Below are 24,562 nucleotides of genomic sequence, written 5' to 3' on the forward strand. Positions count from 1 at the left end.
TTAAGAACCAAATCGCGGTGTCGACATGCGTGTCGGCGTGCTCATAACGGTGCTACGTGCGGATGCGGAGCTGGTCGGCGCCCCGCTAGTCGCCGTCCTTCTTGTCGAGGCAGAGCTAGTCGTCGCAGCGGTGCTACTCGTCGCGGCGGAGCCACCTACAGTTGCTGTGCTGCTCGTCGTAGCGCTCGCGGAAGTCTCAGACTTCGGCTCGCATTCCTTAACAGGCGTGAGTGCTCCCCCATCAAGGGCCTCGGTAACGGCACGATCCACGCCGACCGCCAAGACGTTTAAGGCGGGAATGGCCTTCTCTGCACTCGCACCGGGCATGGTGACTTCGATGGCAAGGCCAATCGAGCCGCCGTTACCGGTATCGCGCACACCTACCTGACGGTGCGTATAGCCGTTGTCTTCCTCAGATAGTCCCCAGCCACCTTTGGCACGAGTGTTGGGTAGCTTGTCCAAACCATTGTCCTGCCACGCCACGATCTCATCCATGGCCTCGTAGACGTATTCAGCCTCCGGTATGCACGGTAGGTGTGAACCAAACACTGCTTGGTCCTTGAGCAACCAGCGCGAATATCCAAATGGCTCCTCCAGCTCACCAGTGGAGCCATAATCGCCCAGAAGTTCCTTCAGTGCGCTGCTGGCATCGCCCTCATTCCATTGCACGTGAGACCACAACGCGTAGGCAGCATCATTGTCTGACTCTTTGATGGCCAAGTCCACAAGGTCAGGGCTTGCGCCGTCGCGCAGCGCCGCGATGGCAATCGGTACTTTGACCGTGGACCACGTCGGCTCCTCCCCTGGCAATCCTGCCTGTACCACGCCAGCGCTATCGGCCACAGCGACACCAGCCTGGATGTCGTACTCTTTGTACTCGCTTTCGACTTCGTTGATCACGTTGCGCAAAGCAGCGTTCAGATCAAAGTCGGAAGCCTTCCCTACGTCTTTCGCTTGCTGCTCTGAGGTTGCTTCAGCGCTTCGCGGGTTCTCCTCCGGTCTCGAGCAACCGGAAACCGTCGCACTAGCAGCAAGGCACACGGTAAGCAGCGCGGCGCCGATGCGGCGGCCACGTTCCGTTTCCTCGAAGGTCACAAAACCTCCTTGAGGAAGCTGCCCGTGTAGGAACCTTCGACCTGGGCCACGTCTTCCGGGGTGCCCTGAGCCACGACGGTTCCGCCGCCGGAGCCACCCTCCGGCCCCATGTCGACAATCCAGTCGGCAGCCTTGATGACATCGAGGTTGTGCTCAATGATGATGACCGAATTGCCCTTGTCGACGAGACTCTGGATAACGAGCATGAGCTTGCGAATGTCCTCGAAGTGCAGACCGGTAGTCGGCTCATCAAGGATGTAGACCGTACGGCCCTTCGTGCGCTTTTGCAGCTCGGAGGCCAGCTTCACACGCTGCGCTTCACCGCCCGACAGGGTCGTGGCAGCCTGTCCCAAGCGCACATAGCCCAAACCCACCTCAACCAAGGTATTGAGGTAGCGGTGGATAGAGGTGATCGGTTCGAAGAACTCGGCCGCCTCCGTAATGGGCATGTCGAGGACCTCGGCGATGTTCTTTCCCTTGTAGAGAACCTCGAGGGTCTCACGGTTGTAGCGCGCCCCCTGGCATACCTCGCACGGCACGTACACGTCCGGCAAGAAGTTCATCTCAATCTTGATGGTGCCGTCACCCTGGCAAGCCTCGCAGCGCCCGCCCTTGACGTTGAAGGAGAAACGTCCCGGCTTGTAGCCACGGACCTTGGCCTCTTGAGTCTCAGCGAAGAGGTTACGGATCTTGTCGAAGACACCCGTATACGTTGCCGGGTTGGAACGCGGAGTACGGCCAATGGGGCTCTGGTCCACCTGCACCAGCTTGTCTAGGTGCTCAGTACCTTCCACGCGCTTGGCGCGGCCTGGTACCTGACGGGCTCGGTTCAGTTTGTTCGCCAGGGTCTTGGCCAGAATCTGGTTGACCACCGTGGACTTGCCCGAACCAGACACACCTGTGACGCACACAAGGACGCCCAGCGGGATCTCCACGTCAATCCCCTTCAGGTTATTCTCACGCGCGCCGACCACCTTAAGCATGCGGTCACGGTCAATCGCACGGCGAGAATCCGGTACGGCGAGGACTTTCTGTCCGGAGAGATACTGGCCGGTGAGAGACTCCTCCACCTTCTCAATACCGGCAGGTTCGCCTTGGTACACCACCTGGCCACCAAACTCGCCGGCACGGGGTCCGACGTCAACCAGCCAGTCCGCTTCACGGATTGTGTCCTCGTCGTGCTCCACCACGATGAGGGTGTTACCGATATCGCGCAGGCGCTTCAGTGTCTTAATGAGACGCTGATTATCGCGCTGATGCAGGCCAATGGACGGCTCATCTAGCACGTAGAGCACTCCTGCTAGGCCCGAACCAATCTGGGTAGCCAGGCGAATACGCTGCGCCTCACCACCAGAAAGCGTCGAGGCGCCGCGGTCCAACGTGAGGTAATTCAGCCCCACGTCGAGCAAGAACCGCAGACGCGCCTGAATCTCCTTGAGCACAGCACCTGCAATAATTTCCTCACGGTGTCCCAGCACCAAAGAGTCGAGGAATTCAGCGGCGTCCTCGATGGACAGCGCGCTCAAACCAGCAATGGACTGCTCACCGTGTGCGGTCGAGGCCAAGCGCACGGCGAGAATCTCCGGCTTCAGGCGGGTACCACCACAGGTTGGGCACGGTACCCGGCGCGTGTATTGCAACAGGCGGTCCTTCTGCGATTCGGAATCGGTCTGTTCCAATTTGCGCTCAAGGAAGCCAATGGCACCTTCGAAAGGCGCGGACCAGTTGCGCTGGCGGCCGTAGCGGTTCTTGTAGCGCACCGTCACTTCAACGTCAGATCCGTAAATCAGTGCGTGACGCTGCTCCTTTGTGAGCTCTGAAACTGGAGTCTTCGGATCGAAACCTAGGGTCTTTCCCAGACCTTCCACCAGCTTGACAAAGTAGCGTGAATTCGGGCTCGAGGTCCACGGTTGAATTGCCTCCACCGCTGGGGCATCCGGGTCTGGGATAAGCAGGTCCACGTCCACCTCAAGACGAGTGCCCAGGCCATCACAGTCCGGGCAGGAACCGAAAGGTGCGTTAAAGGAAAAGGCGCGCGGCTCGTATTCTTCCACTGTCAGCGTGTGGCCGTTCGGACACGCGGCCTTCTCCGAGTAAGTGTGGGTCAGCTCTTCACGGTCGACGAAATCGAGAGTCACGAGGCCGTCGGCAAGCCGCAGCGCCGTCTCTACCGAGTCAGTAAGGCGCTGCTTCTGGGAGGCCTTGACTTGCAGACGGTCCACCACAACGTCGATATCGTGCTTGATTTGTTTCTTGAGCTGAGGCGGATCGCTAAGCTGATGCAGCTCCCCGTCAACACGCATGCGGGAGTAGCCCTGCGCCGCCAAATCCTTGAACAAGTCCACAAACTCGCCTTTGCGGCGGCGCACAACGGGGGCCAGAACCTGGAACTTCAGCTTTTCTTCGTGGCCCAAGACCTCGTCCACGATTTGCTGTGGGGTTTGGCGCTCAATAACCGCGTCACATTTCGGGCAGTGTGGGGTACCCGCGCGGGAGAAGAGCAGGCGCAGGTAGTCATAGATTTCCGTAATCGTACCCACGGTGGAGCGCGGGTTGTGGTTGGTGGACTTCTGGTCAATGGAGACCGCTGGGGACAACCCATCAATAAACTCGACATCCGGTTTGTCCATCTGTCCCAAGAACATGCGCGCATAAGAGCTCAAGGACTCCACGTAGCGGCGCTGGCCTTCAGCAAAAATGGTGTCGAAGGCTAGGGAGGACTTACCTGAGCCCGACAAGCCAGTAAACACCACGAGCTTGTCGCGTGGGATATCGATATCCACGCCTTTGAGGTTGTGCTCGCGTGCGCCTCGTACGACCAAACGATCAGCCACTGATTGTTGCCTTCCTACACAAGTAAACGTTGGCTATGGGGAGTTCTGGATCAGAATCTACCCGTAAGGTGGGATACATGAACAACGCGGTTGAACTTCATAAAATTTCCGTTTCCGAGATGGACAACCAGTGTTACCTGCTCTGTGCAGGTAATGAGGCATTGCTTGTCGACGCCTCAGCGGACGCCCCCGCACTCCTCTCGCTCGCTGAAGATCACGGAGTCACCATCACCGCTGTGCTCACCACGCACCGCCATTGGGACCATGTCCGCGCTCTGGAAGAGGTCTTGGACAAGACTGGGGCGACTCACTACGCATCTTTCCTCGACTCCCCCGCTTTACCTGCGCCTGTCGACGTCGAACTCGAGCACGGCGACACCCTTCCCTTCGCCGGGCACGAATTTCCTGTGCTCATCCTCCGCGGCCATACTCCCGGTGGCGCCGCAATCGCAGTAGAGATCGATGGCGTGACGAACCTTTTCGTTGGCGATTCGCTCTTCCCCGGCGGCGTGGGAAAGACGACGTCGGAGGGAGACTTCGTGCGCCTGTACAAGGATGTCACCCAAAGGATTTTTGATGTCTACCCGGACGAGGCAATCGTCCGCCCCGGCCATGGAGACTCCACCACCGTGGGTGCTGAGCGCCCGCACTTGGAAGAGTGGTGGGAGCGCCGGTGGTAACAGCGATTGTTGTTTAATCCGCGTACTATAGTGTGGCGAACGTCTTTATATATCTAATGAATGGAGCACGTCATGATTCGTAAGCTTGCCCGTCCTATGCTGGCCTCTGTGTTTGTCTGGGATGGTGTGGATACCCTCCGCAACACCTCGGAGCACGTCGCGGACACCGAGTCCGTGCTCAAGCGCCTTCGCAAGGTGCTGCCCCGAGAGTACGCAGGCTACATCCCCAATGATCCGGAGCTCGTTACCCGCGCGCTGGGCGGCGCCAAGACTGCTGCCGGCACCACCCTGGCGCTGGGTAAGGCTCCGCGCACATCGGCTGCTGTGCTGGCTTTGACCCATGTTCCGAACCTCGTGGGCAATGCATTTTGGTCTGCTGATTCCAAGGAGGAGAAGGAATCCCAGCGCACTAATTTCCTCACCAACACTGCTCTGCTTGGTGCCCTCGCCATCGTCACTCAGGACACCGAGGGCAAGCCTTCCCTGCGCTGGCGTACCGCTAAGGCGTCCGAGCGCGCCAATAAGAAGATTCAGGCCGCGCTGCCGGGCAAGTCTGAGCAGCAGAAGTTCGCTGAGGACGTATCCAACCGTGCTAGCGACATCTCCTCTGAAGTCACTTCTAAGGCAAATGATTGGTTCGAAACCGCCAAGGATTATGTCGAGGACAACCGTGATGACTGGGAGTCCACCGGCCGCGACTTCCTCGATAACGCCCGCTCCTTCGTCGAAGAAACCGCGGAAACCGCTCGTGAGTTCTTCGATGACAACAAGGATGACTGGCTCAATGCCGCTCGTGAGGACACCGAAACCGCTCGCAAGGGTTTGGTGAAGGCCGCTGGCAAGGCTCAAGACCGCGCTGATGCTGCCCTGGCCCAGGTCGACTCCGTCGACAGCAAGCGTGCACAGAAGAAGGCGCGTAAGCGTGCTGACAAGCTGCAGAAGGAAGCCACCAAGAAGTTGGACAAGGCCTTCAAGAAGTTTGGTGACCGTTTCTAAACGTCACGCCTAAGCTGCGGATAGTCTCCGCACAAACACTGCACTTCTCGTTGCGGTAGAGAGGACAACGGCTCAGCGAGTATGCTGGGCCGTTGTCTTTTTTCATGTCCCTCTCTGTGTCTCTGTTCCACGAGAAGCCGTCGTACGCATCCAAGGAGCCTTGTGTCTGAATCTTCCTCTGCCACTCACACCGAGATGTGCGCCGAGCAGTCTTATGTCGATAGTCTTTTTGCACGGCTCGACAACGAGGTGCAGGCAGCGAATGAGCGCCTCAACGAGGTACAGGCAGCTGTGGACCCGCATACGCCAGATGCAGATGCTCTAGTGCGCCGCGAAACGGAATATCACGGTCTGCAAGCGAAGCTCGACCGGCTCAACGTCGCTCAACTCGGCCTCGTGTTCGGCCGCATCGACATCGATGCGCCTGGTGATAACCCCACACCGGAAGGCCTGGATCGCCGCTATATCGGCCGCATGGGACTGGATGCCCGCGAAGAAGACTATCGCACGCTTCTTCTGGACTGGCGTGCGCCGATGGCCCGTCCCTTCTACCTCGCCACCACCGCACACCCGGAAGGCGTGCACGTGCGCCGTCATATCCGCACCACCGGTCGGACTGTCACTGGCATCAGCGATGAGGTTTTGGAAGGCGAAGCCGCAAGTGAAAGCAGCGATGTAGCTAGCGAATCTGCTCTACACCACGTGATGCAACGCGCTCGCACCGGGCACATGCCGTCCATTGTGGAGACCATCCAACGTGAACAGGATGAAATCATCCGCGATAATACTCGTGGTGTCATGGTCGTCGAAGGCGGTCCGGGCACCGGCAAGACGGCGGTGGCACTCCACCGCGCGGCGTATCTGCTGTACACCTACCGCGAACAGCTCGCCGCTACTGGTGTGCTCATCGTGGGGCCGAACTCCACGTTCCTCGACTACATCTCCCGGGTGCTACCGGAACTTGGTGAAACCGGTGTCGTGCTCTCCACTATTGCGTCTCTCTTCCCTGGAATCGACGCTACCCACGCGGAGTCTTTGCTGGCTCGCGAGATTAAAGGTTCTGACGCTATGGCGGAAATCCTGTCGAATGCGGTCAAGGACTACCAGCGCCTTCCGGACGAACCTCGTACTGTCGACATCGATGGCCTCGAGCTCGTAGTCACCGCAGACATGGTCAAGGCAGCTCGTACCCGCGCCCGGCGCTCCCGCAAGCCCCATAACGACGCCCAAGCAGCCTTTGCTGAGCACCTCACCGAATCCTTGGCGCAGCACATGGCGGAGCGAATCGGCGCGGATCCGCTAGGTGGGGATAATCTCCTCTCCCGCGCGGACGTGGACCAGCTCCACGACGATCTGGCTGAAGAGCCACTCGTCACGGAACTCATCGAGGAGTTCTGGCCGCACTTATCCCCTACGGAGGTGCTTGCGGAGCTGCTCAGCAGCACTGCACATATCGACTCCGCAGCTAGCGCATATGATGATGAAACCCGTGAGGCTCTCTACCGTGAGGACGGCACCGCGTGGACATCGTCGGACGCGGCGCTTCTCGACGAACTCGCGGTCCTTATCGGAATGCCGGACCCGGAGGCTGAACGCGCTGCCGAAGACAAGCAGTGGCGTGAACAGGTCGCCGAAGCCGAGGATGCACTCGACATTTTGAGTTCCTCCGATTCGACAGACAACGATGATGACATGTTCGAGGCAGAGATTCTCTCCGCGCACGACGTCATCGATGCCGAGCATCTCGCCCGCCGCCAGGAGGTGCGTGATTCTCGTACGACTGCACAGCGAGCCCGCGAGGACTATACGTGGGCCTATGGCCACGTCATTGTCGACGAAGCACAGGAGCTCACCCCCATGGAGTGGCGCATGATCTTCCGCCGCAGCCCGTCGCGGTGGATGACGCTCGTGGGCGATACCTCTCAGACCGGTTCACCAGCCGGTGTCGATGAATGGGCAGAAACGCTTGAACCTTTTGTAGGCGAGCGCTTCCGGCAGCATGGACTCACGGTCAACTACCGCACGCCGCGGCCCATCACCGAGCTGGCCAATCAGCTGTTGGAAGAGATCAACCCGGAGGCCACGCCGAGTGTTGCGGTGCGCGATGGCGTCGACGTCATCTGGCGCGACAGCGAGAAGAGTGCAGACACGGTACAGGACACGCCAGGAACGTTTACGGATGCTGACGGCCGCTTACATGCGGTCATTACCGCGGACAATGTGGAGGAAATCAAAGGCCTCGAGTTCGACCACGTCGAAGTCGTGCATCCCGATGACATCGTAGCAGCCTCGCCTCAAGGAGTACACAACCTCTATGTGGCCATTACGCGTGCGACGCAGTCATTGACTATCTCTGGGCGCTACTCGAAGGTTTTCCGATAATCTGGTGCGCATGGCACTTTCCGATATCGCCCGCAAGATTGAATTTTCCACTAACTCATTCACGTTGAAGCGTTCGGCACGTCGAGGCTGGCGCCCGTCCGTCACTGGTTACTCTGGGTACGGCAATGCCGACTTTGTGCACGTTTTGGGCCGCGTGCTGATGCACGATCCCGCATCGGAAAACTCTGAAACGTGGGCGCAGCGCGGCTACCGCCAGTTCTTCACCATCCAGGTTCCGCGCCACGAGGTGGAGGTCACCGTCGGTGGTAAGACAGTGTCAGGAACAACCAACCACAACGGATATATCGACGTCCTCGTCCACAATCACGGCCTCGAGCCCGGTTGGCACGAGGTCACCATCCGCGCGAAAGGCGCAGATGAAGTTACCGCGGACGTGCTCATCGTGGGGGAAGACGTAGAGCTTGGTGTGGTGAGCGATATTGATGACACCATCATGGTGACGTGGTTACCTCGCGCGATGATTGCTGCGTGGAACTCGTGGGTCAAGCGCACCGATAAGCGCACTCCCGTAGCGGGTATGGCCAGTTTTTATCGGGACATCGCGGAGAAGCACCCTGGAGTGCCGTTCATCTACCTCTCCACCGGTGCGTGGAACACGTACGACACCTTGGTGACCTTCATGGAGGAAAACGGCTTCCCTCGCGGCCCGCTCTTGCTCACGGACTGGGGCCCGACCCCTACCGGACTCTTCCGCAACGGTCAGGAACACAAACGTGTGCAGCTGCGCAACTTGTTCATTGCCTTCCCGAAACTACGGTGGCTGCTCGTTGGAGACGACGGCCAGCACGATCCCTTGACCTACGCCGATGCAACGGCCGAGCACCCGGACCGAGTGGCAGCGGTAGCGATTCGCAATCTTTCACCGCAAGAGCAATTGCTCTCCCACGGCTCGCTCGCGCCGCTCGTCAAAGCAAACGAGACGGGGTCCTTTGATATCCCGCTCATTCAGGGCGCCGACGGTCATGTTCTCGCTCGTGCTCTGCGCAAGCTCCGCCTGTAGGCTTGCTCCCCCAAAACGACACAGCGCGCGGCCTCCCTAGTCAAGGGAACCGCGCGCTGGATGTTGCGTCTTAGTTGACGGTGTGGACAATCATCACGTCGCAGTCAGACTGGCGAGCCACATCAGCCGGGACGGAGCCCAGCAGGCGACCAGTCAGGGAGTTGATACCACGGTTACCCACGATGAGCAGGTCAGCCTTGTTGTCGTTGACGATGGACATCAAGGCCTGAACCGGGGTGCCCGGGCGAACAGCGGTCTCGACCTTCGTGGCACCGAACTGCTCTGCGTGCTCCTTGCCAGCGGTGAGGTTGGCCTGGGCCTTCTCATCACCAAGGATGGTTACGGAATCCTGGCGCAGAGTCTTGGATGCTTGCTCCTGGTTCTCGTAGTAAGCACAGCCGATGATGAGAGTGGCATCAAAGGCTGCGGCGATCTTGGCGGCGCGCTCCACTGCAAGCAGGGAGGACTTAGAACCGTCGGTACCGACCACGATCTTGTTGTAATCGCTCATGATGACCTTTCTTCGCGAGCCCCTCACGCACACGGGGCTCGGTTGACAATCAAATAAAGTTTTCGCGCACCCGCTAGTCTAACAACGCGAGCGCTACCACGTCGATTGGAACACTAGTCCTCGGTGGTGTTCACCACAACGACGTCCGCATGCGCCTTGCGGGTCAGCTCCGTAGCCACTGAGCCGAAGACTCGGCCACGCACGGAATGGATGCCCTTATTTCCCACGACGAACAGGTCCACGTTGTAATCGCGGCCCACCTCAATGAGGGCGTTGACAGGGTCGCCCGACTTCGCGATGATTTCGATATGCTTCGCTCCCTCATTGTGCGCAATTTCAGCAGCGTTATTGAGGTAGCTCTCGGACATTTCCTCACTGACCACTGGCAGACGAGCATCCTCCGAGTTTGGCGCGCCCAACATGGAACCTGAGTGGTTGTAGAACGCAGAAACGATGATCAGGGTGGCGTCGTAGGCACGCGCCATCGATGCGGCGGACTGTACCGCGCGCAGGGACGTTTTCGAACCATCAGTGCCGACGGCGATAACGTTATAGCTCAGCATAATTCTCCTTATAAGTAGTGTTTAATCTGTTTCTAGTATGACACGCCAGTCCATAATGAGGGCGCTCATTTTCACCTAAATTCCTGCTTCCTTGAGTCCGCGCTGTTCTTTCTTCAAATCCGCGATCTCGTCGCGCAGACGGCCAGCCAACTCGAACTTGAGCTCGCGCGCGGCGTCTCGCATTTGGGCGGTGAGATCGTCGATAAGCGCCTGCACCTCATCGGCCGCCATAGAGGACACATCGCGCTTCTCGACGATTGCCGTCGGATCCGCATCTGCACCATCTTCGGCGCTATCACCGTCCTCATAGACTTGGTCGAGAATATCCGCGATCTTCTTGCGTAGTGGCTGAGGATCAATGCCGTGCTCGGTGTTATAGGCAATCTGCTTCTCGCGGCGGCGCTCGGTTTCCTCGATAGCCTCCTGCATCGAGTCCGTAATCTTGTCTGCATACATGATGACCTCACCGGAGACGTTTCGAGCGGCACGGCCAATGGTCTGAATGAGGGATGTTGTTGAGCGCAGGAATCCTTCCTTATCGGCATCGAGGATGGCCACGAGGGACACCTCAGGGAGGTCAAGGCCCTCACGCAGCAGGTTGATGCCGACGAGCACATCGAATTCTCCCAAACGCAACTGCCGCAACAGCTCCACGCGCTGCAGCGTGTCGATATCCGAGTGGAGGTAACGCACCTTAATGCCGTGCTCCAGCAAATAGTCGGTCAAGTCCTCCGCCATGCGTTTGGTCAAGGTCGTGACAAGGACACGCTCCTGCTTGGCGGTGCGGGCACGGACTTCATCAATAAGATCGTCGATCTGCCCCTTTGTGGGTTTCACCGTCACCTTCGGATCCACCAGGCCGGTCGGGCGGATGACCTGCTCCACGAACTCGCCGCCGGAAGCCGTCATCTCAAAATCACCCGGGGTCGCAGACATGTACACGGTTTGCCCCACGCGATCCTCGAACTCGTCGAAGGTCAACGGGCGGTTATCCACCGCCGAGGGCAGGCGGAAGCCGAACTCCACGAGGTTGCGCTTGCGGGCCATATCGCCCTCAAACATGCCGCCAATTTGCGGCACGGTGACGTGGGACTCGTCGATGATGGTGAGGAAGTCTTCGGGGAAGTAATCCAGCAGCGTTGCTGGTGCCGAGCCGGCTGGGCGGCCATCGACGTGGCGGGAGTAGTTCTCGATTCCGGAGCAGAAGCCGACCTGCTCGATCATTTCCAGATCGTACTCAGTGCGCATGCGTAGGCGCTGCGCCTCGAGCAACTTGCCGCGGTTTTCCAAGTCCGCGAGTCTCTCCGCCAGCTCTTCCTTGATGTCTTCGATGGCGCGGGCCATGCGTTCAGGTCCAGCGACATAGTGGGTTGCTGGGAAGATGCGAACCTCGTCAACTCGCTCGATGACATCACCGGTCAGCGGGTGAATGTAGTAGAGCTCATCCACGTCGTCGCCGAAGAATTCGATGCGCACCGCGCGCTCCTCGTAGGCGGGAATGATGTCCACTGTGTCGCCCTTAACGCGGAACGTACCGCGGGTAAAGCCCACGTCATTGCGCTCATATTGAATATCAACGAGCAGGCGGAGGAAACGGTCACGGTCGATCTCCTCGCCTTCTTCAAGCACCACGGATCGGTCTAGGTAGGACTGCGGGGTACCGAGGCCGTAGATGCACGAGACGGACGACACCACCACGACATCGCGGCGCGAGAGCAGCGCCGAGGTGGCCGAGTGACGCAGGCGCTCCACGTCCTCATTGATAGAGGAATCTTTTTCAATGTACGTATCGGTCTGCGCGATATAGGCCTCAGGTTGGTAGTAGTCGTAGTAGGACACGAAATATTCGACCGCATTATGAGGTAGCAGCTGGCGTAGCTCGTTTGCCAGCTGCGCCGCCAGTGTTTTGTTCGGCGCCATGACCAAGGTGGGGCGCTGCTGCTTCTCAATCAGCCACGCGGCGGTCGCGGATTTACCCGTACCCGTGGCGCCCATGAGAACAACATCACGCTCGCCGCGCGTGAGGCGCTCATCCAATTCTGCAATCGCAGCTGGCTGGTCACCAGCGGGCTGATACTCTGATTCGACCTTGAACTCGCCGGATCGGCGCTCGACTTCACCGACGGGGCGGTGTTCAGAAACGGGCAGGATGGGATGTTCCGCAGCGAAAGCCATACCGACCAGTCTAACGCGTCTTTAGGGCAAAGCGGCACGGGTCGAGCGCAGCCAGTCCTCCAGCTCACCTGTCGTCTCCCAGAGAGCATAAACCGGGGATGAATCAGGTTCCATCGCTCTATTCATTCGCTTGCGCAACCAGGCTTTAGTTTGCGGGGTGCGCAGCATGTGCACATCGTCAAGGCTCAAGCCAGCGGGAAGTTGATCAGGCGGCGTCGTGGCCAGGGCCCCAAGAGCAATGATGACCTCCGCATCATCGACGTCAAGCGGTGTATCGACACAGGTGCGTTTGAAGTTCTCGAGATCGAAGGAGCCATCACGAATCTCCGCGAGCACTGCGCACGCGGCATGATTATCGAATGGTCCAACATCCCAGGTTCCCATGGAGGATGAGATTAAGCAGTGAAGATGAACGAGTCGGGAGCGAAAGGTAAATTTTGTCTACCAAGTCCTTTAAATGTTGCTGCTCTGCTTTAGAATCGGCAGGCATGAAGTTTCGTTCCCTTGCTAGCACAGTAACCGTTACTGCTCTCCTCCCCGTTGCCCTCGTTGCCCATGCCCCACAGGCCCTCGCTGCTCCCTGCACGCCATACTCCAAGTCCGGAAGCTTTACCTCGAAGCCTGCCGGCCCCTCGGGCGGCTCCTCATTGGGCGGACTAAGTGCATTGTTCAATGGCTCGTCCAAGCCATCGCAGTCGGAGCGCTCCACTACTGGCCAGCGCAGCAACTATAACCAGCGCCAAATCACCGGCGGCCCTACCCAGATCATGCAGCTCATTACTGGTGCCGGCTCGCCCAACCGTACAGACCTTGACTTCGATGTTTCCGGTACAGACCTCGGCATTGCCTACGCGGATGGTGGTGGGCGTTCCTACTACGTCTTTGGTGACACCATGGATTGCGTCGGCGAAGGTGATGGCTGGCGCTCCAATGTCATCCTGCGGACCACCGACCAGGATTACGGTGACGGTCTGCGCCTCGATGAAGCACTGACCAACCGCGGCTGGTCAGGCTCCGGCCGCGCGAAAGAATTCATTCCCTCGCAGAAAGTCGGCGATGCCGACACGAATGGTGAGCGCACGACCATCCCTACGGCGGGCATTGCGGTCGACGGCGTGCACTATATCGATTACATGTCGGTACGCTCCTGGCATGACCCGGAGACCGGCTGGTCCACCAACTATGCTGCAACGGTGAAGTCCACCGACGGCGGTGTTACCTGGCACGCGGTTCCGGAGGCTACCCGCACCAACGCCAGCCACGGTGCGAACGCGCCCATTCCGGGCGGGGCAAACTACCAGGACGGATTTGAGAAACTCCAGCAGTCGGCATACGTCGAACACGGCGACTACGTCTACCGCTTCACTACAGGTCAAGGCCGCCGCGGTCCGGCCTACCTTTCCCGCGCGCTCAAGTCCGAGTTCCCCAACGAAGATGCCTTCGCCTACTACGCTGACGGGTCCTGGGTCGAGGATCCTTCCCAGGCGAGCGTCATGCTGGATGGCAAGGTCTCCGAGCTTTCCGTTGCTTACAACGATTACCTAGGCAAGTTCGTCACGATGTACGGCGTCGAGGGCGAGGGAATTGTGATGCGCACGGCTGATTCCCCCGAGGGCCCGTGGTCTGCACGCCGCAAGCTTGTCGACGCTTCCACGGCCAAGGTCATTAGCGGTGAGCCCCTCAATGACACGTACGCTCCCTACGTGCTGCCCCACCAAGATGACCAGCACCTCTACTACACGCTGACTTCTTGGCGCGATTACAACACCATGCTCATGCGCACAGACCTTGATTTCGCCGGCGAGGACATGGAGAACAACGACCACATCGCCGTCTCTGATGTCGTGGAAACGCGCTAGCTAGAAGCGACGCTTCAGCTCCTCAACGGCCTCCGCAACTTGCGCATCCAGTGCTTCGCGGGGGCCGTTGTTGTCGATGATGACGTCGGCCGCTGCACGACGGACATCATCGGGAACCTGCGCGGCAATACGACGGCGCGCGTCGTCTTCCGCAAGCCCCCGAAACTCCACGAGGCGGCGCACGCGTTCTTCCACATCAACATCCACAACGATGGTCGCGTCCATGTCCTTATGCAGACCATTATCCACCAGCAAAGGCATGTCATAGACCACGAACTCCTCTCCGGCTCGGCGAGCAGCGTCGAATTGGGCCTGCGTTTCCTCCTGAATTCGTGGGTGGGTTATGGAGTTGAGAAGGTCCGTCTTCTCCCGGCTCACAAAGGCACGGGAGGCAAGCAAGCCTCGATCCAACGAGCCGTCTGCGCGCAGGATATCCTGCCCAAAAGCCTCCGCCAGCTCCGCGAGAGCGGGTTGACCAGGTTCGACGATATCGCGGGCGATCCGGTCGGCGTCGACAAGCGCCCAGCCCTGCTCCACCAACAACTGCGCCACTGTGGATTTGCCGCTACCGATGCCGCCGGTAAGTCCAATGAGTTTCATACCGGCCCACGATACGCCAGTTAAATGCACTAAGGCCGCCCCTCCCGCTTTACGGGGAGAGACGGCCTTATGAACTCAGACGCTCACGCGCACGACACGTGGAACGTCGAGGAGCTGAGTTTAGTTGCCTGCGAGCTTGTCGCGCAGAGCAGCAAGCTGCTCATCGGATGCGAGGGAACCGCCAACTTCTGCCTCGGTCTCGGATGCCGGAGCTGCATCCTGGGACTCGGAGGAGTAGTTGGAGTTGTTCGCAGCGGACTCAGCGGCCTCAGCAGCTGCTGCACGGTTTCGCTCGATCTGAGCGGTGTGCAGGTTGAAGCGACGCTCGGACTCGGCGTAACGAGCCTCCCAAGCCTGGCGCTGCTCGTCGAAGCCTTCCTTCCACTCGTTGGTCTCCGGATCGAAGCCCTCGGGGAAGACGTAGTTGCCCTGCTCGTCGTAGGAGTCAGCCATACCGTACTTGGACGGATCGAACTCGTCGGTGTAGTCCTCATCTGCCTGCTTAACGGACAGGGAGATACGACGACGCTCGAGATCGATGTCGATAACCTTGACCATGACTTCCTGGCCAACGGTGACAACCTGGTCCGGGACCTCCACGTGGCGCTGAGCCAGCTCGGAGATGTGGACGAGACCCTCGATGCCCTCCTCGACGCGAACGAAGGCGCCGAACGGAACGAGCTTGGTGACCTTGCCCGGAACAATCTGGCCCACAGCGTGGGTGCGGGCGAAGACGCGCCACGGATCTTCCTGGGTTGCCTTCAGGGACAGGGACACGCGCTCGCGGTCCAGGTCGACGTCGAGAACCTCGACGGTGACCTCGTCGCCCACGGTGACAACCTCGGACGGGTGGTCGATGTGCTTCCAGGACAGCTCGGAAACGTGAACCAGACCGTCGACACCGCCGAGATCGACGAAAGCGCCGAAGTTGACGATGGAGGAGACGACGCCCTTGCGGACCTGGCCCTTCTGCAGCTGGTGCAGGAACTCGGAGCGGACCTCGGACTGGGTCTGCTCGAGGTAGGCACGGCGGGACAGGACAACGTTGTTGCGCTGCTTGTCCAGCTCGATGATCTTGGCCTCGAGCTCCTGGCCGATGTACGGCTCCAGGTCGCGAACGCGGCGCATCTCAACGAGGGAAGCCGGGAGGAAGCCACGAAGGCCGATGTCGAGGATAAGACCACCCTTGACAACCTCGATGACGGTACCGGTAACCGGCTCTTCCTTGGCGTGCAGCTCTTCGACGGCGCCCCAAGCACGCTCGTACTGTGCGCGCTTCTTGGACAGGATCAGACGGCCTTCCTTGTCCTCCTTGGTGAGAACAAGTGCGTCGATCTCGTCGCCGACCTCGACAACCTCATCCGGGTTGACGTCGTGCTTGATGGAAAGCTCGCGGGACGGGATGACGCCCTCGGTCTTGTAACCGATGTCGAGCAGGACCTCGTCGTGGTCAACCTTAACCACGGTGCCCTCGACGATGTCACCATCGTTGAAGTACTTGATGGTGGCGTCGACAGCTGCGAGGAAGTCCTCTGCGGTTCCGATGTCGTTGATCGCAACCTGAGGGGTGTTAGAAGTTGGCATGTAGTTATGCTCCGAATAGACGTAGGAGATCGTGATTGGACAGTTACGCGTCTCTTGAAAAGCGTCATTAAGCAGCGTAAATACGCAAGGCTTAAGATGGATTTCAATCCCGACTCGCGGTCCGGCTGAACTCTCCTACAGTAGCCCAGTTCGTCCCGAGTCATAGACACGCTCGTCCAACACTACATCCATGCAGCTACAAGGGCAAATGTGCCACGCGAAAGGACCCATGTTTTCTGCCTCAGCGGCCAACCGCGCTTTTTGGGACTCCGATGCTGACTCATATCACGCTACCCACCCGGAGTATCTCTCTTCTTTTTATTGGTGCCCGGAGATGCTTCATGAGGCTGAGGCGCAGTTGCTTGGCGACGTCTCCTTGGCCACCGTCCTCGAACTCGGTTGCGGCTCTGCGCCCTGCACGCAGTGGCTGCAGGGACGCGCGGAGTTCGCGACGGGATTCGACCTCTCCGCCGTAATGCTCTCCCACGCCGAGCCCGGTCTACCACTAGTCCAGGCGGATGCCCTGGCACTTCCCTATCGCGACGACGCCTTTGACGTCGTCTTCTCTGCCTTTGGAGCCCTGCCCTTCATCGCAGATCTGGACTCGGCGCTTGCTGAGGTATACCGCGTCCTTCGCACCGGTGGCCGCTTCGTCTTCTCCGTGCCGCACCCGATGCGCTGGGTATTCCCCGACGATCCGGCTAACTTCACAGCAGAGCTGTCCTACTTCGACCGCGCGTACCTTGAGCAGAACTCTAATGGTGAGCTCACCTACGCCGAGTTTCACCGCACATTGGGTGATTGGCTGCGCGCTCTCCAGGTCCGCGGGGGTTTTAAGATTCTTAACCAGATAGAACCAGAGTGGCCAGAAGGCCTCGACATCACGTGGGGACAGTGGTCGCCGGAGCGCGGCGCACTCTTTCCCGGAACCGCGATTTTCGTCTGCCAGGCCGTCGATGCCCACCCGTAACTCCCCACAGCAAAGACAGGAGGTGCGGGGGACGTAAGCTGGCAGACATGGTTCTAGAACGCCTCGGCATTGTGCTGCGCCGCGTGGTGGCGTGGTGGATCGATGCCTTCCTTGCCGCCGCTATCATCCTCGTTATCAAGTGGCTCACCAACCTCGCCACCGATGGCGTACTGACTGGACGGGCCGGCGAAATCTACGACATCGCGGCCCTCGCTGTGGTTTTCTATATCTACCGCGTGTGGGCCGAAACCACGAAGCAGACATCGCTGGGCAATTGGTCCCTCAAACTGGAGGTTATTGCGCAACGTCCCGGCATTGCCAGCGCCGCCATCCGCAACAGCTGGCTGTTGCTCACGCTCCTAGCGCTCACCGGGCTGCCCATGGTCGAAGGCATCATTCTCGCCATTTTGGGCCTTAGCGTCGTGCTGATCGGCCAAACGCCGTTTGACCTGTTGGCTGGATGTCTCGTGGAGCGCCGCACGCCCACTGAGGATGAACGTGCGGTGGGATTGACCTAATTCCTAGTGTGCGGCCGCATCCCAGTTCTTGCCCTGGCCCACGGAAACCTCCAGCGGCACCGTTAACTCGATAGCCTTATCCATCTCGCGTTCCAAGATGGTATGCACCTTTTCCACCTCACCGGCTGCGACCTCAACCACAAGTTCATCGTGGACCTGGAGCAATACGCGCGACTCCATGCCCTCAAGTGCCTTGTCCACGCGAATCATGGCCACCTTGATAATGTCAGCCGCCGTGCCCTGAATCGGGGCATTGAGAGCAGCGCGCTCGGCATTCTCGCGAGCCACACGGTTGTCGGAGTTGAGCTCCGGTAGGTAGCGACGGCGACCAAAGACGGTTGAGGTATAGCCGTCCTTGCGAGCTTGGACCACTACCTCGTCGAGGTAGCGCTTCACGCCGCCAAAGCGCTCGAAGTAGCTCTCCATAATCTGCTTGGCTTCGCCAGCCGGGATTCCCAGCTGCTGCGATAGGCCATAGGCCGACAAGCCGTACACCAAGCCATAGGACATCGCCTTGACGCGACGGCGCAGCTCTGGAGTGACCTCATCGACGGGCACGTCAAAGACCCTCGACCCCACATAGTTGTGCAGGTCCTCTCCCTCTCGGTAGGCCTCAATAAGTCCCGGGTCTGCTGAGAGGTGCGCCATCACGCGCATTTCAATTTGGGAATAGTCGGCAGTAATCAACGTGTCAAAGCCCTCGCCCACTACAAAGGCAGACCGAATCTGGCGGCCAGCTTCCGTCCGCACCGGGATGTTCTGCAGGTTGGGTTCCGTCGAGGACAAACGGCCAGTGGACGTCACCGTCTGGTTAAAGGTCGTGTGGATGCGGCCATCCGGCTGAATCGTCTTGATGAGGCCTTCCAGCGTAGTCTTCATCTTCTGGTACTCGCGGTGCGCCAGGAGATGGTCGAGGAAAGGATGCGGGTGGCTAGCAGCCAGCTGCTCAATTTCCTTGGCGGCAGTGGAATAGCCGGTCTTGGTCTTCTTCGTCTTCGGCATATCGAAGGTCTCGAAAAGCACTGCCTGCAGCTGCTTGGGCGAGTTCAGGTTGAGGGAGTCATCCCCTGCCAGCTCGCGTGCAGCGCGCTCTTGTTCGTTGACCTGCTCAATGAAGGCATCGCGCTGGGTTTCCAGGATGTCCTTATCCACGGCAATGCCGGCAGCCTCCATACGGGCCAGGATGGACACCAGCGGTAGCTCGAGGTCGGTATACAGCTCGAAGGAATCAATCTCTTGTAGTTGGGTCGTAAGCTCCGCGGCGAGCTCCATAATCGCCCCTGCCTGGTCTACCAGCGGGTTGTCGTCGAGGATAGAGAGCTGCTCGCTCGCTTGCCCCAAGGACTTCTTGAGGTGACGTTGGTAGACGTCACTCAGCTCGTACGTGCGCTGGCCTGGCCGCAAGAGGTATGCGGCGAGGGCAGTGTCATGTGCGATGCCGTGTAGCTCGATGCCACGTCCAGCCAACATGTGGAAGACTGCCTTGGCCTCATGAAAGTACTTCGGCGCGTCCGAGGACAGCCACTCGGCAAGCGCAGCGTCGTCTTCCGCGCTGAGATCAGCAAGTTCGATCTGGAGGCCTTCAAAGGATTCGTCGACAAGCGCCAGCGCTGCCGCATCGCCCGCACCCGGAGTGCCATCACCCTGCACGAAGACCGCAACGTGTTTGCGCGCACCGTCGCCGTCCTTGAGCCATTCTGCGAGAGGTAGGTCAGTAATGGACACTGCAACTTCGGGCGACTCTTCTGCCGCAGCGGCCTCAGCGTCCACGTCGTGCGGAATGGCGCTCAGCACACGCTCGCGCAAGTTAGTGCCAAACTCCAACTCGTCAAAGCGCGCGGCAACTTCACTGGCGACTGCCCCTTGAAAGGCTAGGTCCGCCGGGCCTACTTCAAGGTCCATGTCCGTCACCATCTGTGTGAGCTGTCGGTTGAGCTTGACTTGCTCGATACGGTCACGGAAGTTCTGGCCGGCCACGCCCTTGATGTCCTCTGCATGGGCAATCAGTTCGTCAAGGGACCCATACTGCGTAATCCACTTCGTAGCGGTCTTCTCCCCCACCTTCGGAACACTAGGCAGGTTGTCAGAGGGATCTCCACGCAGGGCGGCAAAATCCGGGTATTGCTGCGGAGTCAAACCATACTTTTCCTCGACTGCAGCCGGGGTAAAGCGATGCAGAGTAGACACGCCGCGCATCGGGTACAGAACCGTCGTGGACTCATCGACCAACTGCAAGTAATCGCGGTCACCCGTCACCAGCAGGGTCTCGTAGTCAGATCCTGCCTGCGTGGACAACGTGGCCACAATATCGTCGGCCTCAAAGTTCTCACGCGACAACGTCGTGATGCCTAGCGTGCCCAAGACCTCGCGGATGAGCTCGACTTGGCCGCGAAACTCCTCCGGGGCTGCTTCTCGCTGCGCCTTGTAGTCCGGGAACATCTCGGTGCGGAATGTCTTGCGGCCAACATCAAAAGCCACGGCCACGAAATCAGGCTTCTCCTCGTTGAGAATATTGGCCAGCATGGACAAGAAGCCGTACACCGCGTTGGTGTGCTGACCTCCCGAGGTGGAGAAATTCTCCGCGGGAAGTGCATAAAATGCGCGGAAGGCCATGGAGTGGCCGTCGATAAGCAAAAGTCGGGGCTGAGAAGTAGTCACCCAGCCCATCCTAACGTGTTGTCTGACTCGCCACCGCTCGCCCTCTTTCGGTAGCCCAAGGCCAACTCATACCGCCCTCAAACCACGCGCGGGCAGGCAATTAGGTCTGTGTTAGTCGGCTGCGCTAATATCTTTGCCAGTGCGCCCCTGTAGCCCAATTGGCAGAGGCAACGGATTCAAAACCCGTCCAGTGTGAGTTCGAGTCTCACCAGGGGCACCATTCCACCCCACGACAGAGTATGTTGTGGGGTGTTAGCGTTTTCCCTATCGAAAGGTTTCCCTACCTATGCGTCGCACCATCATCGCTTTCAGCACCGCAGTTGCCCTTACCTTTTCTGGCACAGCCGCAGCCACTGCCGCGGAGTCGAGCGTGAAAACCACCAACTCCTCTGCCATTTCTTCCAAGGCTGAGGACTCTTCCTACTACCAGAAGCTTCGCGAGTCTGCAGCATCCTCCAACGACCCAGATCTCAACCGCTTCTACGTTGTACTGCTGGACGGCCTCATTGGCCTCGCTGCCTTCGCTGTCATCGGATCCCTGTACGGCGAGCTGGCCAAGCGCCTGCCCTTCTAAACCTAAGGCGCATATCCTTCCTTCGAGTGAATAATTTGCATACGCCTGTCCTTCAGTGAAAGAATAGGGAGTCATCTGCTCACCTCCTCTCCCCACGGCACGGCATTCCCACCGCGGGGGTGGTCAACGATACTTTCGGTTTATGCACTTTATTCTTAACGCCATCCGCGGCGCCCTCATTGGCATGGCCGAGCTGGTTCCCGGAATTTCCGGTGGAACCGTCGCGCTCATCGTCGGTATTTATGAGCGCGCCCTGCACAACGCCAATGACCTCATTTCCGGCCGCTTCAAGAAGGTCGAGTGGGGCTTCCTTCTATCCATCGCCGTCGGCATGTTCGCCGCTGTCTTCGGTTTCTCCACGCTTCTGCACAATTTCGTAGAAGGCCAAGTTTCCCTCTCCCGCGCACTGTTCCTTGGCATGGTCGCCGTGTCCATCATCGTGCCCCTGAGCATGATGTCACGCTTTTCGCCGGGAGCCATCGTCGCGTTTGTCACCGCCACCGTCGCGATCTTTTTTGTCACAGGTTTTACCTCCACCCCCGTGGAGGATCCCAACCTCATCGTGGTTTTCTTCGCCGCCATGATCGCCGTGTGCGCACTTGTTCTCCCCGGTGTATCTGGCTCCCTCATCCTCTTAACGATGGGTCTCTACGAACCAGTCATCGGCGCGGTATCCGACCGTGACATGGTCACCGTCGGAGTCTTTGCGCTGGGTGCGGTGTGCGGCCTTGCGGCCTTTGTCAAGGTTCTCAACTACCTTCTGGACAATCACCGCAATCCCACCCTCGCGGCCATGGCAGGTTTCATGCTTGGCTCCTTGCGCACGCTGTGGCCGTGGGGCGCTGAGCAAGACGCGTCCACGCCGATGATTCTGCTCATGCTCGTCGTTGGCGCTGTCATCGTGTCCATTTTCATCGTTGCGGACAGGCGCAAGGCCGCAACCTATCAAGAGAGTTAAGCCATGAAGAAAACCACGGCCGTCGTGGGCGCTGCCGGGCTAGCGGTGACAGCCATGCTCTCCGGCTGCGTCACCAACGAGGAACCCGCACTTCCGGAGGGGTGGACCGCGCCCAACGTCGACGAGGTTCCTGAAATCGCCGCCATGTATGAGGACGCCGACGGTGTCCTCACTGTGGGTACTAACCCACCTTTCGCACCTTTTGAGTTCAAGGACTCAGATGGCTCAATCATCGGGCTCGAGATGGATCTGGCACATGCCGTAGCACAGGTATTGGGCTTAGAGTTTCAGCCAGTTGAGCAAGACTTTTCCATGATTCTCCCGGCTGTCCAGTCAGGCCAAGTTGACCTCGGCGGTTCTGGATTTACAGACACTCCCGAGCGCCGAGAAAACTTTGATTTCGTCGATATTCTCTACGCCGGTATCCAGTGGGCCGCCCTAGCCGATGGGCCCCGCGAGGTCGACCCCTCCAACCCCTGTGGCCTTACAGTTGCAGTTCAGCGCACCACCGTGTCGGAGACTGATGACCTCCGCCCTAAGCAGGAAGCATGCAACGGTGACCTCACTATTTTGCCGTATGACACGAGCGACAATGCCGCCCTCGCCGTCCTCATGGGCCGCGCCGATGCGCTTTCTGCCGACTCCCCCGTTTCTGCTTGGTCGGTGAACCGCTCGGACGGCCGCATGGAGATGGTCGGCGAAATGTTTGATGCCGCCCCCTACGGCTTCGCCGTGCCCAAGGACTCCGACTTGGGCCCAGCTGTGGCCGCGGCGTTCCAGCACCTCATCGACACCGGCGCGTACACAGAGATTCTTCAACAATGGGGCGTCGACGAGGGCCTCGTCGAGCACGCCATGATTAATGAAAGGCCGATCAATGACTAACTCTTCCTCTCCGGCATCCGCTACACCCCCACCTAAAATCGAGGCCCGCCCGCTCCGCCACCCATGGCGCTGGGTTTTCGCGGCTGTTCTTATCCTCTTGGCCGTCTGGTTCATTATTGCCTCGGCCCGCAATGAGGCCTTTGGGTGGGGCACGTATGCGCAGTATCTCTTCGACACCCGCATCGCCACGGCGGCCCTGCACACCATCGCCATTACTATCTTGGCCATGATCATCGGTGTTGTGGGTGGCGCCGCCCTCGCCGTTATGCGCATGTCCCCTAACCCGGTGCTCAGAGGCGTGTCTTGGGTCTTCCTGTGGCTCTTCCGCGGCACTCCTATTTATGTCCAGCTGGTGTTCTGGGGCTTGCTGTCTGCCCTCTACCAGTCCATCAACTTGGGCTTTACGGAGATTTCTCTTACCGCCGTGCTCACCAACGCATTCCTGCTCGCGGTACTGGGCTTGGGCCTCAATGAGGCTGCCTACATGGCCGAGATTGTGCGCTCCGGTATTTCCTCGGTTCCGGAAGGCCAGAAAGAAGCCTGCAAGGCGCTGGGAATGGGCTGGTGGATGACCATGCGCCGCACGGTTCTGCCGCAGGCCATGCGCATCATCATCCCGCCGACCGGCAACGAGTTCATCTCCTTGCTCAAGACCTCTTCTTTGGTTGTGGCCATCCCCTACACGGCAGAAATCTTTGGCCGTGCCACGGATATCTCGGCGGCTCTCTTCGAGCCCATTCCGCTCCTCATGGTCGCTGCCACGTGGTACCTCGTCATCACTTCCCTACTCATGGTGGGCCAGTACTTCCTCGAGCGCCGCTTTGAGCGCGGCGCCACGCGTGAACTTACCGGCCGCCAGCTTGCGGCGTTGGCTGACGCCGAAGGCACCATCCCCCGCAACGTGTCCGTCATCCCGGAGGTTAAGAAGTAATGACGACTCCCATGATTTCCGCACAGAACGTGTACAAGTCCTTCGGTCAGTTGGAGGTGCTCAAAGGCATCGACATCACCGTCATGCCTGGTGAGGTTGCATGTCTGCTGGGACCTTCTGGTTCGGGTAAGTCCACGTTTTTGCGCTGCTGCAACCACTTGGAAAAAGTCACGGCGGGACGTCTCTACATTGATGGAGAACTCATTGGTTTCCGCGAACGCGATGGCGTGCTTTATGAGATCTCCGAGAAGGAGGCCGCCATTCAGCGCCAGGACATCGGCATGGTGTTCCAGCAGTTCAACCTGTTTAGCCACCGCACGGTACTGGAAAACATCATTGAAGCGCCTATCCAGGTCAAGAAGCAGAATCCCCAGCAGGCCAAGGACCGCGCCATGGAGTTGCTGGACAAGGTCGGGCTAGCCCACAAGGCTGACGCTTACCCAGTGCAGCTGTCTGGTGGCCAGCAGCAGCGCGTAGCCATTGCCCGCGCTGTGGCTATGGAACCCAAGCTTATGCTTTTCGACGAGCCAACCTCCGCCCTTGACCCCGAGCTCGTGGGCGAGGTTCTGCGCGTCATGAAGGAACTTGCCGCCGATGGCATGACCATGCTCGTCGTGACCCACGAGATGGGTTTTGCTCGCGAAGTTGCGGACAAGATTTTCTTCATGGACGGCGGCACCGTCGTCGAGTATGGCACTCCGGAGGAGGTCCTAGACAACCCGCAGCACCAGCGCACCAAGGACTTCTTGTCCTCGCTGCTCTAAACGG

21 protein-coding genes and 1 tRNA gene are annotated in these 24,562 nt (G+C 59.3%); 13 read left to right on the top strand and 9 right to left on the bottom strand.

Annotation, left to right across the window (positions count from 1 at the left end; genetic code table 11):
* The gene (locus NX84_RS07790; RefSeq protein WP_174519895.1) at window positions 1–1,095 is read right to left on the bottom strand and encodes an S-adenosylmethionine synthetase; all 1,095 of its coding nucleotides are present in this window, start codon (window positions 1,093–1,095) and stop codon (window positions 1–3) included.
* The gene (gene uvrA / locus NX84_RS07795) at window positions 1,092–3,929 is read right to left on the bottom strand and encodes an excinuclease ABC subunit UvrA (protein WP_039675598.1); all 2,838 of its coding nucleotides are present in this window, start codon (window positions 3,927–3,929) and stop codon (window positions 1,092–1,094) included. The genes NX84_RS07790 and uvrA overlap by 4 nt, the downstream gene beginning before the upstream one ends.
* Before the next feature lie 77 nt (window positions 3,930–4,006).
* Between uvrA and NX84_RS07800 the strand changes: the two genes are divergently transcribed.
* The 4 genes from NX84_RS07800 to NX84_RS07815 all read left to right on the top strand — a co-directional run bounded on the left by NX84_RS07800 (window position 4,007) and on the right by NX84_RS07815 (window position 9,008).
* A complete protein-coding gene (locus NX84_RS07800) occupies window positions 4,007–4,609 on the top strand; it encodes an MBL fold metallo-hydrolase (RefSeq protein ID WP_039675600.1) in 603 nt (200 codons plus the stop codon).
* 72 nt (window positions 4,610–4,681) lie between these two features.
* On the top strand, window positions 4,682–5,605 hold the full coding sequence (locus tag NX84_RS07805; protein WP_039675603.1) for a DoxX family protein: 924 nt from the start codon (window positions 4,682–4,684) through the stop codon (window positions 5,603–5,605).
* 195 nt (window positions 5,606–5,800) lie between these two features.
* Window positions 5,801–7,987, top strand: a complete 2,187-nt coding sequence (locus tag NX84_RS07810) for a HelD family protein (RefSeq protein WP_169744710.1) — start codon at window positions 5,801–5,803, stop codon at window positions 7,985–7,987.
* A 10-nt stretch (window positions 7,988–7,997) separates the two neighbouring features.
* Window positions 7,998–9,008, top strand: coding sequence for an App1 family protein phosphatidate phosphatase (locus NX84_RS07815; protein ID WP_039675606.1), 1,011 nt, complete (start codon window positions 7,998–8,000; stop codon window positions 9,006–9,008).
* 70 nt (window positions 9,009–9,078) lie between these two features.
* Here the strand turns inward: NX84_RS07815 and NX84_RS07820 are convergent, their stop codons facing one another.
* From NX84_RS07820 to NX84_RS07835, 4 genes are all read right to left on the bottom strand, one after another.
* Window positions 9,079–9,519: a universal stress protein gene (locus NX84_RS07820; RefSeq protein ID WP_039675608.1), complete on the bottom strand. Its 441-nt coding sequence runs from the start codon at window positions 9,517–9,519 to the stop codon at window positions 9,079–9,081.
* A gap of 113 nt (window positions 9,520–9,632) precedes the next feature.
* Window positions 9,633–10,082 (bottom strand): universal stress protein, encoded by a 450-nt coding sequence (locus NX84_RS07825; RefSeq protein WP_039675610.1) that lies wholly within the window; start codon window positions 10,080–10,082, stop codon window positions 9,633–9,635.
* A gap of 75 nt (window positions 10,083–10,157) precedes the next feature.
* Window positions 10,158–12,257 (bottom strand): excinuclease ABC subunit UvrB, encoded by a 2,100-nt coding sequence (gene uvrB / locus NX84_RS07830; protein ID WP_039675612.1) that lies wholly within the window; start codon window positions 12,255–12,257, stop codon window positions 10,158–10,160.
* 21 nt (window positions 12,258–12,278) lie between these two features.
* A complete protein-coding gene (locus tag NX84_RS07835; RefSeq protein WP_052319713.1) occupies window positions 12,279–12,641 on the bottom strand; it encodes a DUF4259 domain-containing protein in 363 nt (120 codons plus the stop codon).
* A 104-nt stretch (window positions 12,642–12,745) separates the two neighbouring features.
* Here NX84_RS07835 and NX84_RS07840 point away from each other — a divergent pair, with 104 nt between their 5' ends.
* The gene (locus NX84_RS07840) at window positions 12,746–14,116 is read left to right on the top strand and encodes a glycoside hydrolase family 183 protein (protein ID WP_039675616.1); all 1,371 of its coding nucleotides are present in this window, start codon (window positions 12,746–12,748) and stop codon (window positions 14,114–14,116) included.
* On the opposite strand, the gene coaE is transcribed toward NX84_RS07840, so the two are convergent.
* Together coaE and rpsA are read right to left on the bottom strand one after the other, a co-directional pair.
* A complete protein-coding gene (coaE, locus tag NX84_RS07845; protein ID WP_039675618.1) occupies window positions 14,117–14,716 on the bottom strand; it encodes a dephospho-CoA kinase in 600 nt (199 codons plus the stop codon).
* 120 nt (window positions 14,717–14,836) lie between these two features.
* On the bottom strand, window positions 14,837–16,300 hold the full coding sequence (gene rpsA / locus NX84_RS07850; RefSeq protein WP_039675620.1) for a 30S ribosomal protein S1: 1,464 nt from the start codon (window positions 16,298–16,300) through the stop codon (window positions 14,837–14,839).
* Window positions 16,301–16,529: 229 nt separating this feature from the next.
* Between rpsA and NX84_RS07855 the strand changes: the two genes are divergently transcribed.
* Both NX84_RS07855 and NX84_RS07860 read left to right on the top strand, forming a co-directional pair.
* On the top strand, window positions 16,530–17,270 hold the full coding sequence (locus NX84_RS07855) for a class I SAM-dependent DNA methyltransferase (protein ID WP_039675622.1): 741 nt from the start codon (window positions 16,530–16,532) through the stop codon (window positions 17,268–17,270).
* A gap of 47 nt (window positions 17,271–17,317) precedes the next feature.
* Entirely contained in the window at window positions 17,318–17,788 is a 471-nt protein-coding gene (locus NX84_RS07860) for an RDD family protein (RefSeq protein ID WP_039675624.1), read from the top strand.
* A 3-nt stretch (window positions 17,789–17,791) separates the two neighbouring features.
* On the opposite strand, the gene polA is transcribed toward NX84_RS07860, so the two are convergent.
* Window positions 17,792–20,455 carry a DNA polymerase I gene (gene polA, locus NX84_RS07865; protein WP_039675626.1) on the bottom strand — a complete coding sequence of 888 codons (2,664 nt, stop codon included), beginning with the start codon at window positions 20,453–20,455 and terminating at the stop codon, window positions 17,792–17,794.
* A 134-nt stretch (window positions 20,456–20,589) separates the two neighbouring features.
* Between polA and NX84_RS07870 the strand changes: the two genes are divergently transcribed.
* From NX84_RS07870 to NX84_RS07895, 6 genes are all read left to right on the top strand, one after another.
* Window positions 20,590–20,666 (top strand) — tRNA-Leu (locus NX84_RS07870).
* A 66-nt stretch (window positions 20,667–20,732) separates the two neighbouring features.
* Window positions 20,733–21,020 (top strand): hypothetical protein, encoded by a 288-nt coding sequence (locus tag NX84_RS07875; protein WP_039675628.1) that lies wholly within the window; start codon window positions 20,733–20,735, stop codon window positions 21,018–21,020.
* 142 nt (window positions 21,021–21,162) lie between these two features.
* Window positions 21,163–21,978: a DUF368 domain-containing protein gene (locus NX84_RS07880; RefSeq protein ID WP_039675630.1), complete on the top strand. Its 816-nt coding sequence runs from the start codon at window positions 21,163–21,165 to the stop codon at window positions 21,976–21,978.
* Between the two features lie 3 nt (window positions 21,979–21,981).
* Entirely contained in the window at window positions 21,982–22,863 is an 882-nt protein-coding gene (locus NX84_RS07885) for an ABC transporter substrate-binding protein (protein WP_039675632.1), read from the top strand.
* Window positions 22,856–23,794 carry an amino acid ABC transporter permease gene (locus tag NX84_RS07890; RefSeq protein ID WP_039675634.1) on the top strand — a complete coding sequence of 313 codons (939 nt, stop codon included), beginning with the start codon at window positions 22,856–22,858 and terminating at the stop codon, window positions 23,792–23,794. Before NX84_RS07885 ends, NX84_RS07890 begins: the two co-directional genes overlap by 8 nt.
* Window positions 23,794–24,558: an amino acid ABC transporter ATP-binding protein gene (locus NX84_RS07895; protein WP_039675636.1), complete on the top strand. Its 765-nt coding sequence runs from the start codon at window positions 23,794–23,796 to the stop codon at window positions 24,556–24,558. Before NX84_RS07890 ends, NX84_RS07895 begins: the two co-directional genes overlap by 1 nt.
* The last annotated feature ends 4 nt before the right edge of the window (window positions 24,559–24,562 follow it).

This window comes from Corynebacterium minutissimum, assembly GCF_000805675.1.
In the GTDB taxonomy this organism is placed as follows: domain Bacteria; phylum Actinomycetota; class Actinomycetes; order Mycobacteriales; family Mycobacteriaceae; genus Corynebacterium; species Corynebacterium minutissimum.

What these genes read in the sequence shown, in the direction of transcription:
- NX84_RS07820 (WP_039675608.1), bottom strand. Translation starts at nt 9,519, where the DNA reads ATGAGCGATTACAACAAGATCGTGGTCGGTACCGACGGTTCTAAGTCC.
- NX84_RS07880 (WP_039675630.1), top strand. Translation starts at nt 21,163, where the DNA reads ATGCACTTTATTCTTAACGCCATCCGCGGCGCCCTCATTGGCATGGCC.
- NX84_RS07815 (WP_039675606.1), top strand. Translation starts at nt 7,998, where the DNA reads ATGGCACTTTCCGATATCGCCCGCAAGATTGAATTTTCCACTAACTCA.
- NX84_RS07825 (WP_039675610.1), bottom strand. Translation starts at nt 10,082, where the DNA reads ATGCTGAGCTATAACGTTATCGCCGTCGGCACTGATGGTTCGAAAACG.
- NX84_RS07805 (WP_039675603.1), top strand. Translation starts at nt 4,682, where the DNA reads ATGATTCGTAAGCTTGCCCGTCCTATGCTGGCCTCTGTGTTTGTCTGG.
- coaE (WP_039675618.1), bottom strand. Translation starts at nt 14,716, where the DNA reads ATGAAACTCATTGGACTTACCGGCGGCATCGGTAGCGGCAAATCCACA.
- NX84_RS07890 (WP_039675634.1), top strand. Translation starts at nt 22,856, where the DNA reads ATGACTAACTCTTCCTCTCCGGCATCCGCTACACCCCCACCTAAAATC.
- NX84_RS07895 (WP_039675636.1), top strand. Translation starts at nt 23,794, where the DNA reads ATGACGACTCCCATGATTTCCGCACAGAACGTGTACAAGTCCTTCGGT.
- NX84_RS07875 (WP_039675628.1), top strand. Translation starts at nt 20,733, where the DNA reads ATGCGTCGCACCATCATCGCTTTCAGCACCGCAGTTGCCCTTACCTTT.
- NX84_RS07860 (WP_039675624.1), top strand. Translation starts at nt 17,318, where the DNA reads ATGGTTCTAGAACGCCTCGGCATTGTGCTGCGCCGCGTGGTGGCGTGG.
- NX84_RS07840 (WP_039675616.1), top strand. Translation starts at nt 12,746, where the DNA reads ATGAAGTTTCGTTCCCTTGCTAGCACAGTAACCGTTACTGCTCTCCTC.
- NX84_RS07810 (WP_169744710.1), top strand. Translation starts at nt 5,801, where the DNA reads ATGTGCGCCGAGCAGTCTTATGTCGATAGTCTTTTTGCACGGCTCGAC.
- uvrB (WP_039675612.1), bottom strand. Translation starts at nt 12,257, where the DNA reads ATGGCTTTCGCTGCGGAACATCCCATCCTGCCCGTTTCTGAACACCGC.
- NX84_RS07835 (WP_052319713.1), bottom strand. Translation starts at nt 12,641, where the DNA reads ATGGGAACCTGGGATGTTGGACCATTCGATAATCATGCCGCGTGCGCA.
- polA (WP_039675626.1), bottom strand. Translation starts at nt 20,455, where the DNA reads ATGGGCTGGGTGACTACTTCTCAGCCCCGACTTTTGCTTATCGACGGC.
- NX84_RS07800 (WP_039675600.1), top strand. Translation starts at nt 4,007, where the DNA reads ATGAACAACGCGGTTGAACTTCATAAAATTTCCGTTTCCGAGATGGAC.
- NX84_RS07855 (WP_039675622.1), top strand. Translation starts at nt 16,530, where the DNA reads ATGTTTTCTGCCTCAGCGGCCAACCGCGCTTTTTGGGACTCCGATGCT.
- rpsA (WP_039675620.1), bottom strand. Translation starts at nt 16,300, where the DNA reads ATGCCAACTTCTAACACCCCTCAGGTTGCGATCAACGACATCGGAACC.
- NX84_RS07885 (WP_039675632.1), top strand. Translation starts at nt 21,982, where the DNA reads ATGAAGAAAACCACGGCCGTCGTGGGCGCTGCCGGGCTAGCGGTGACA.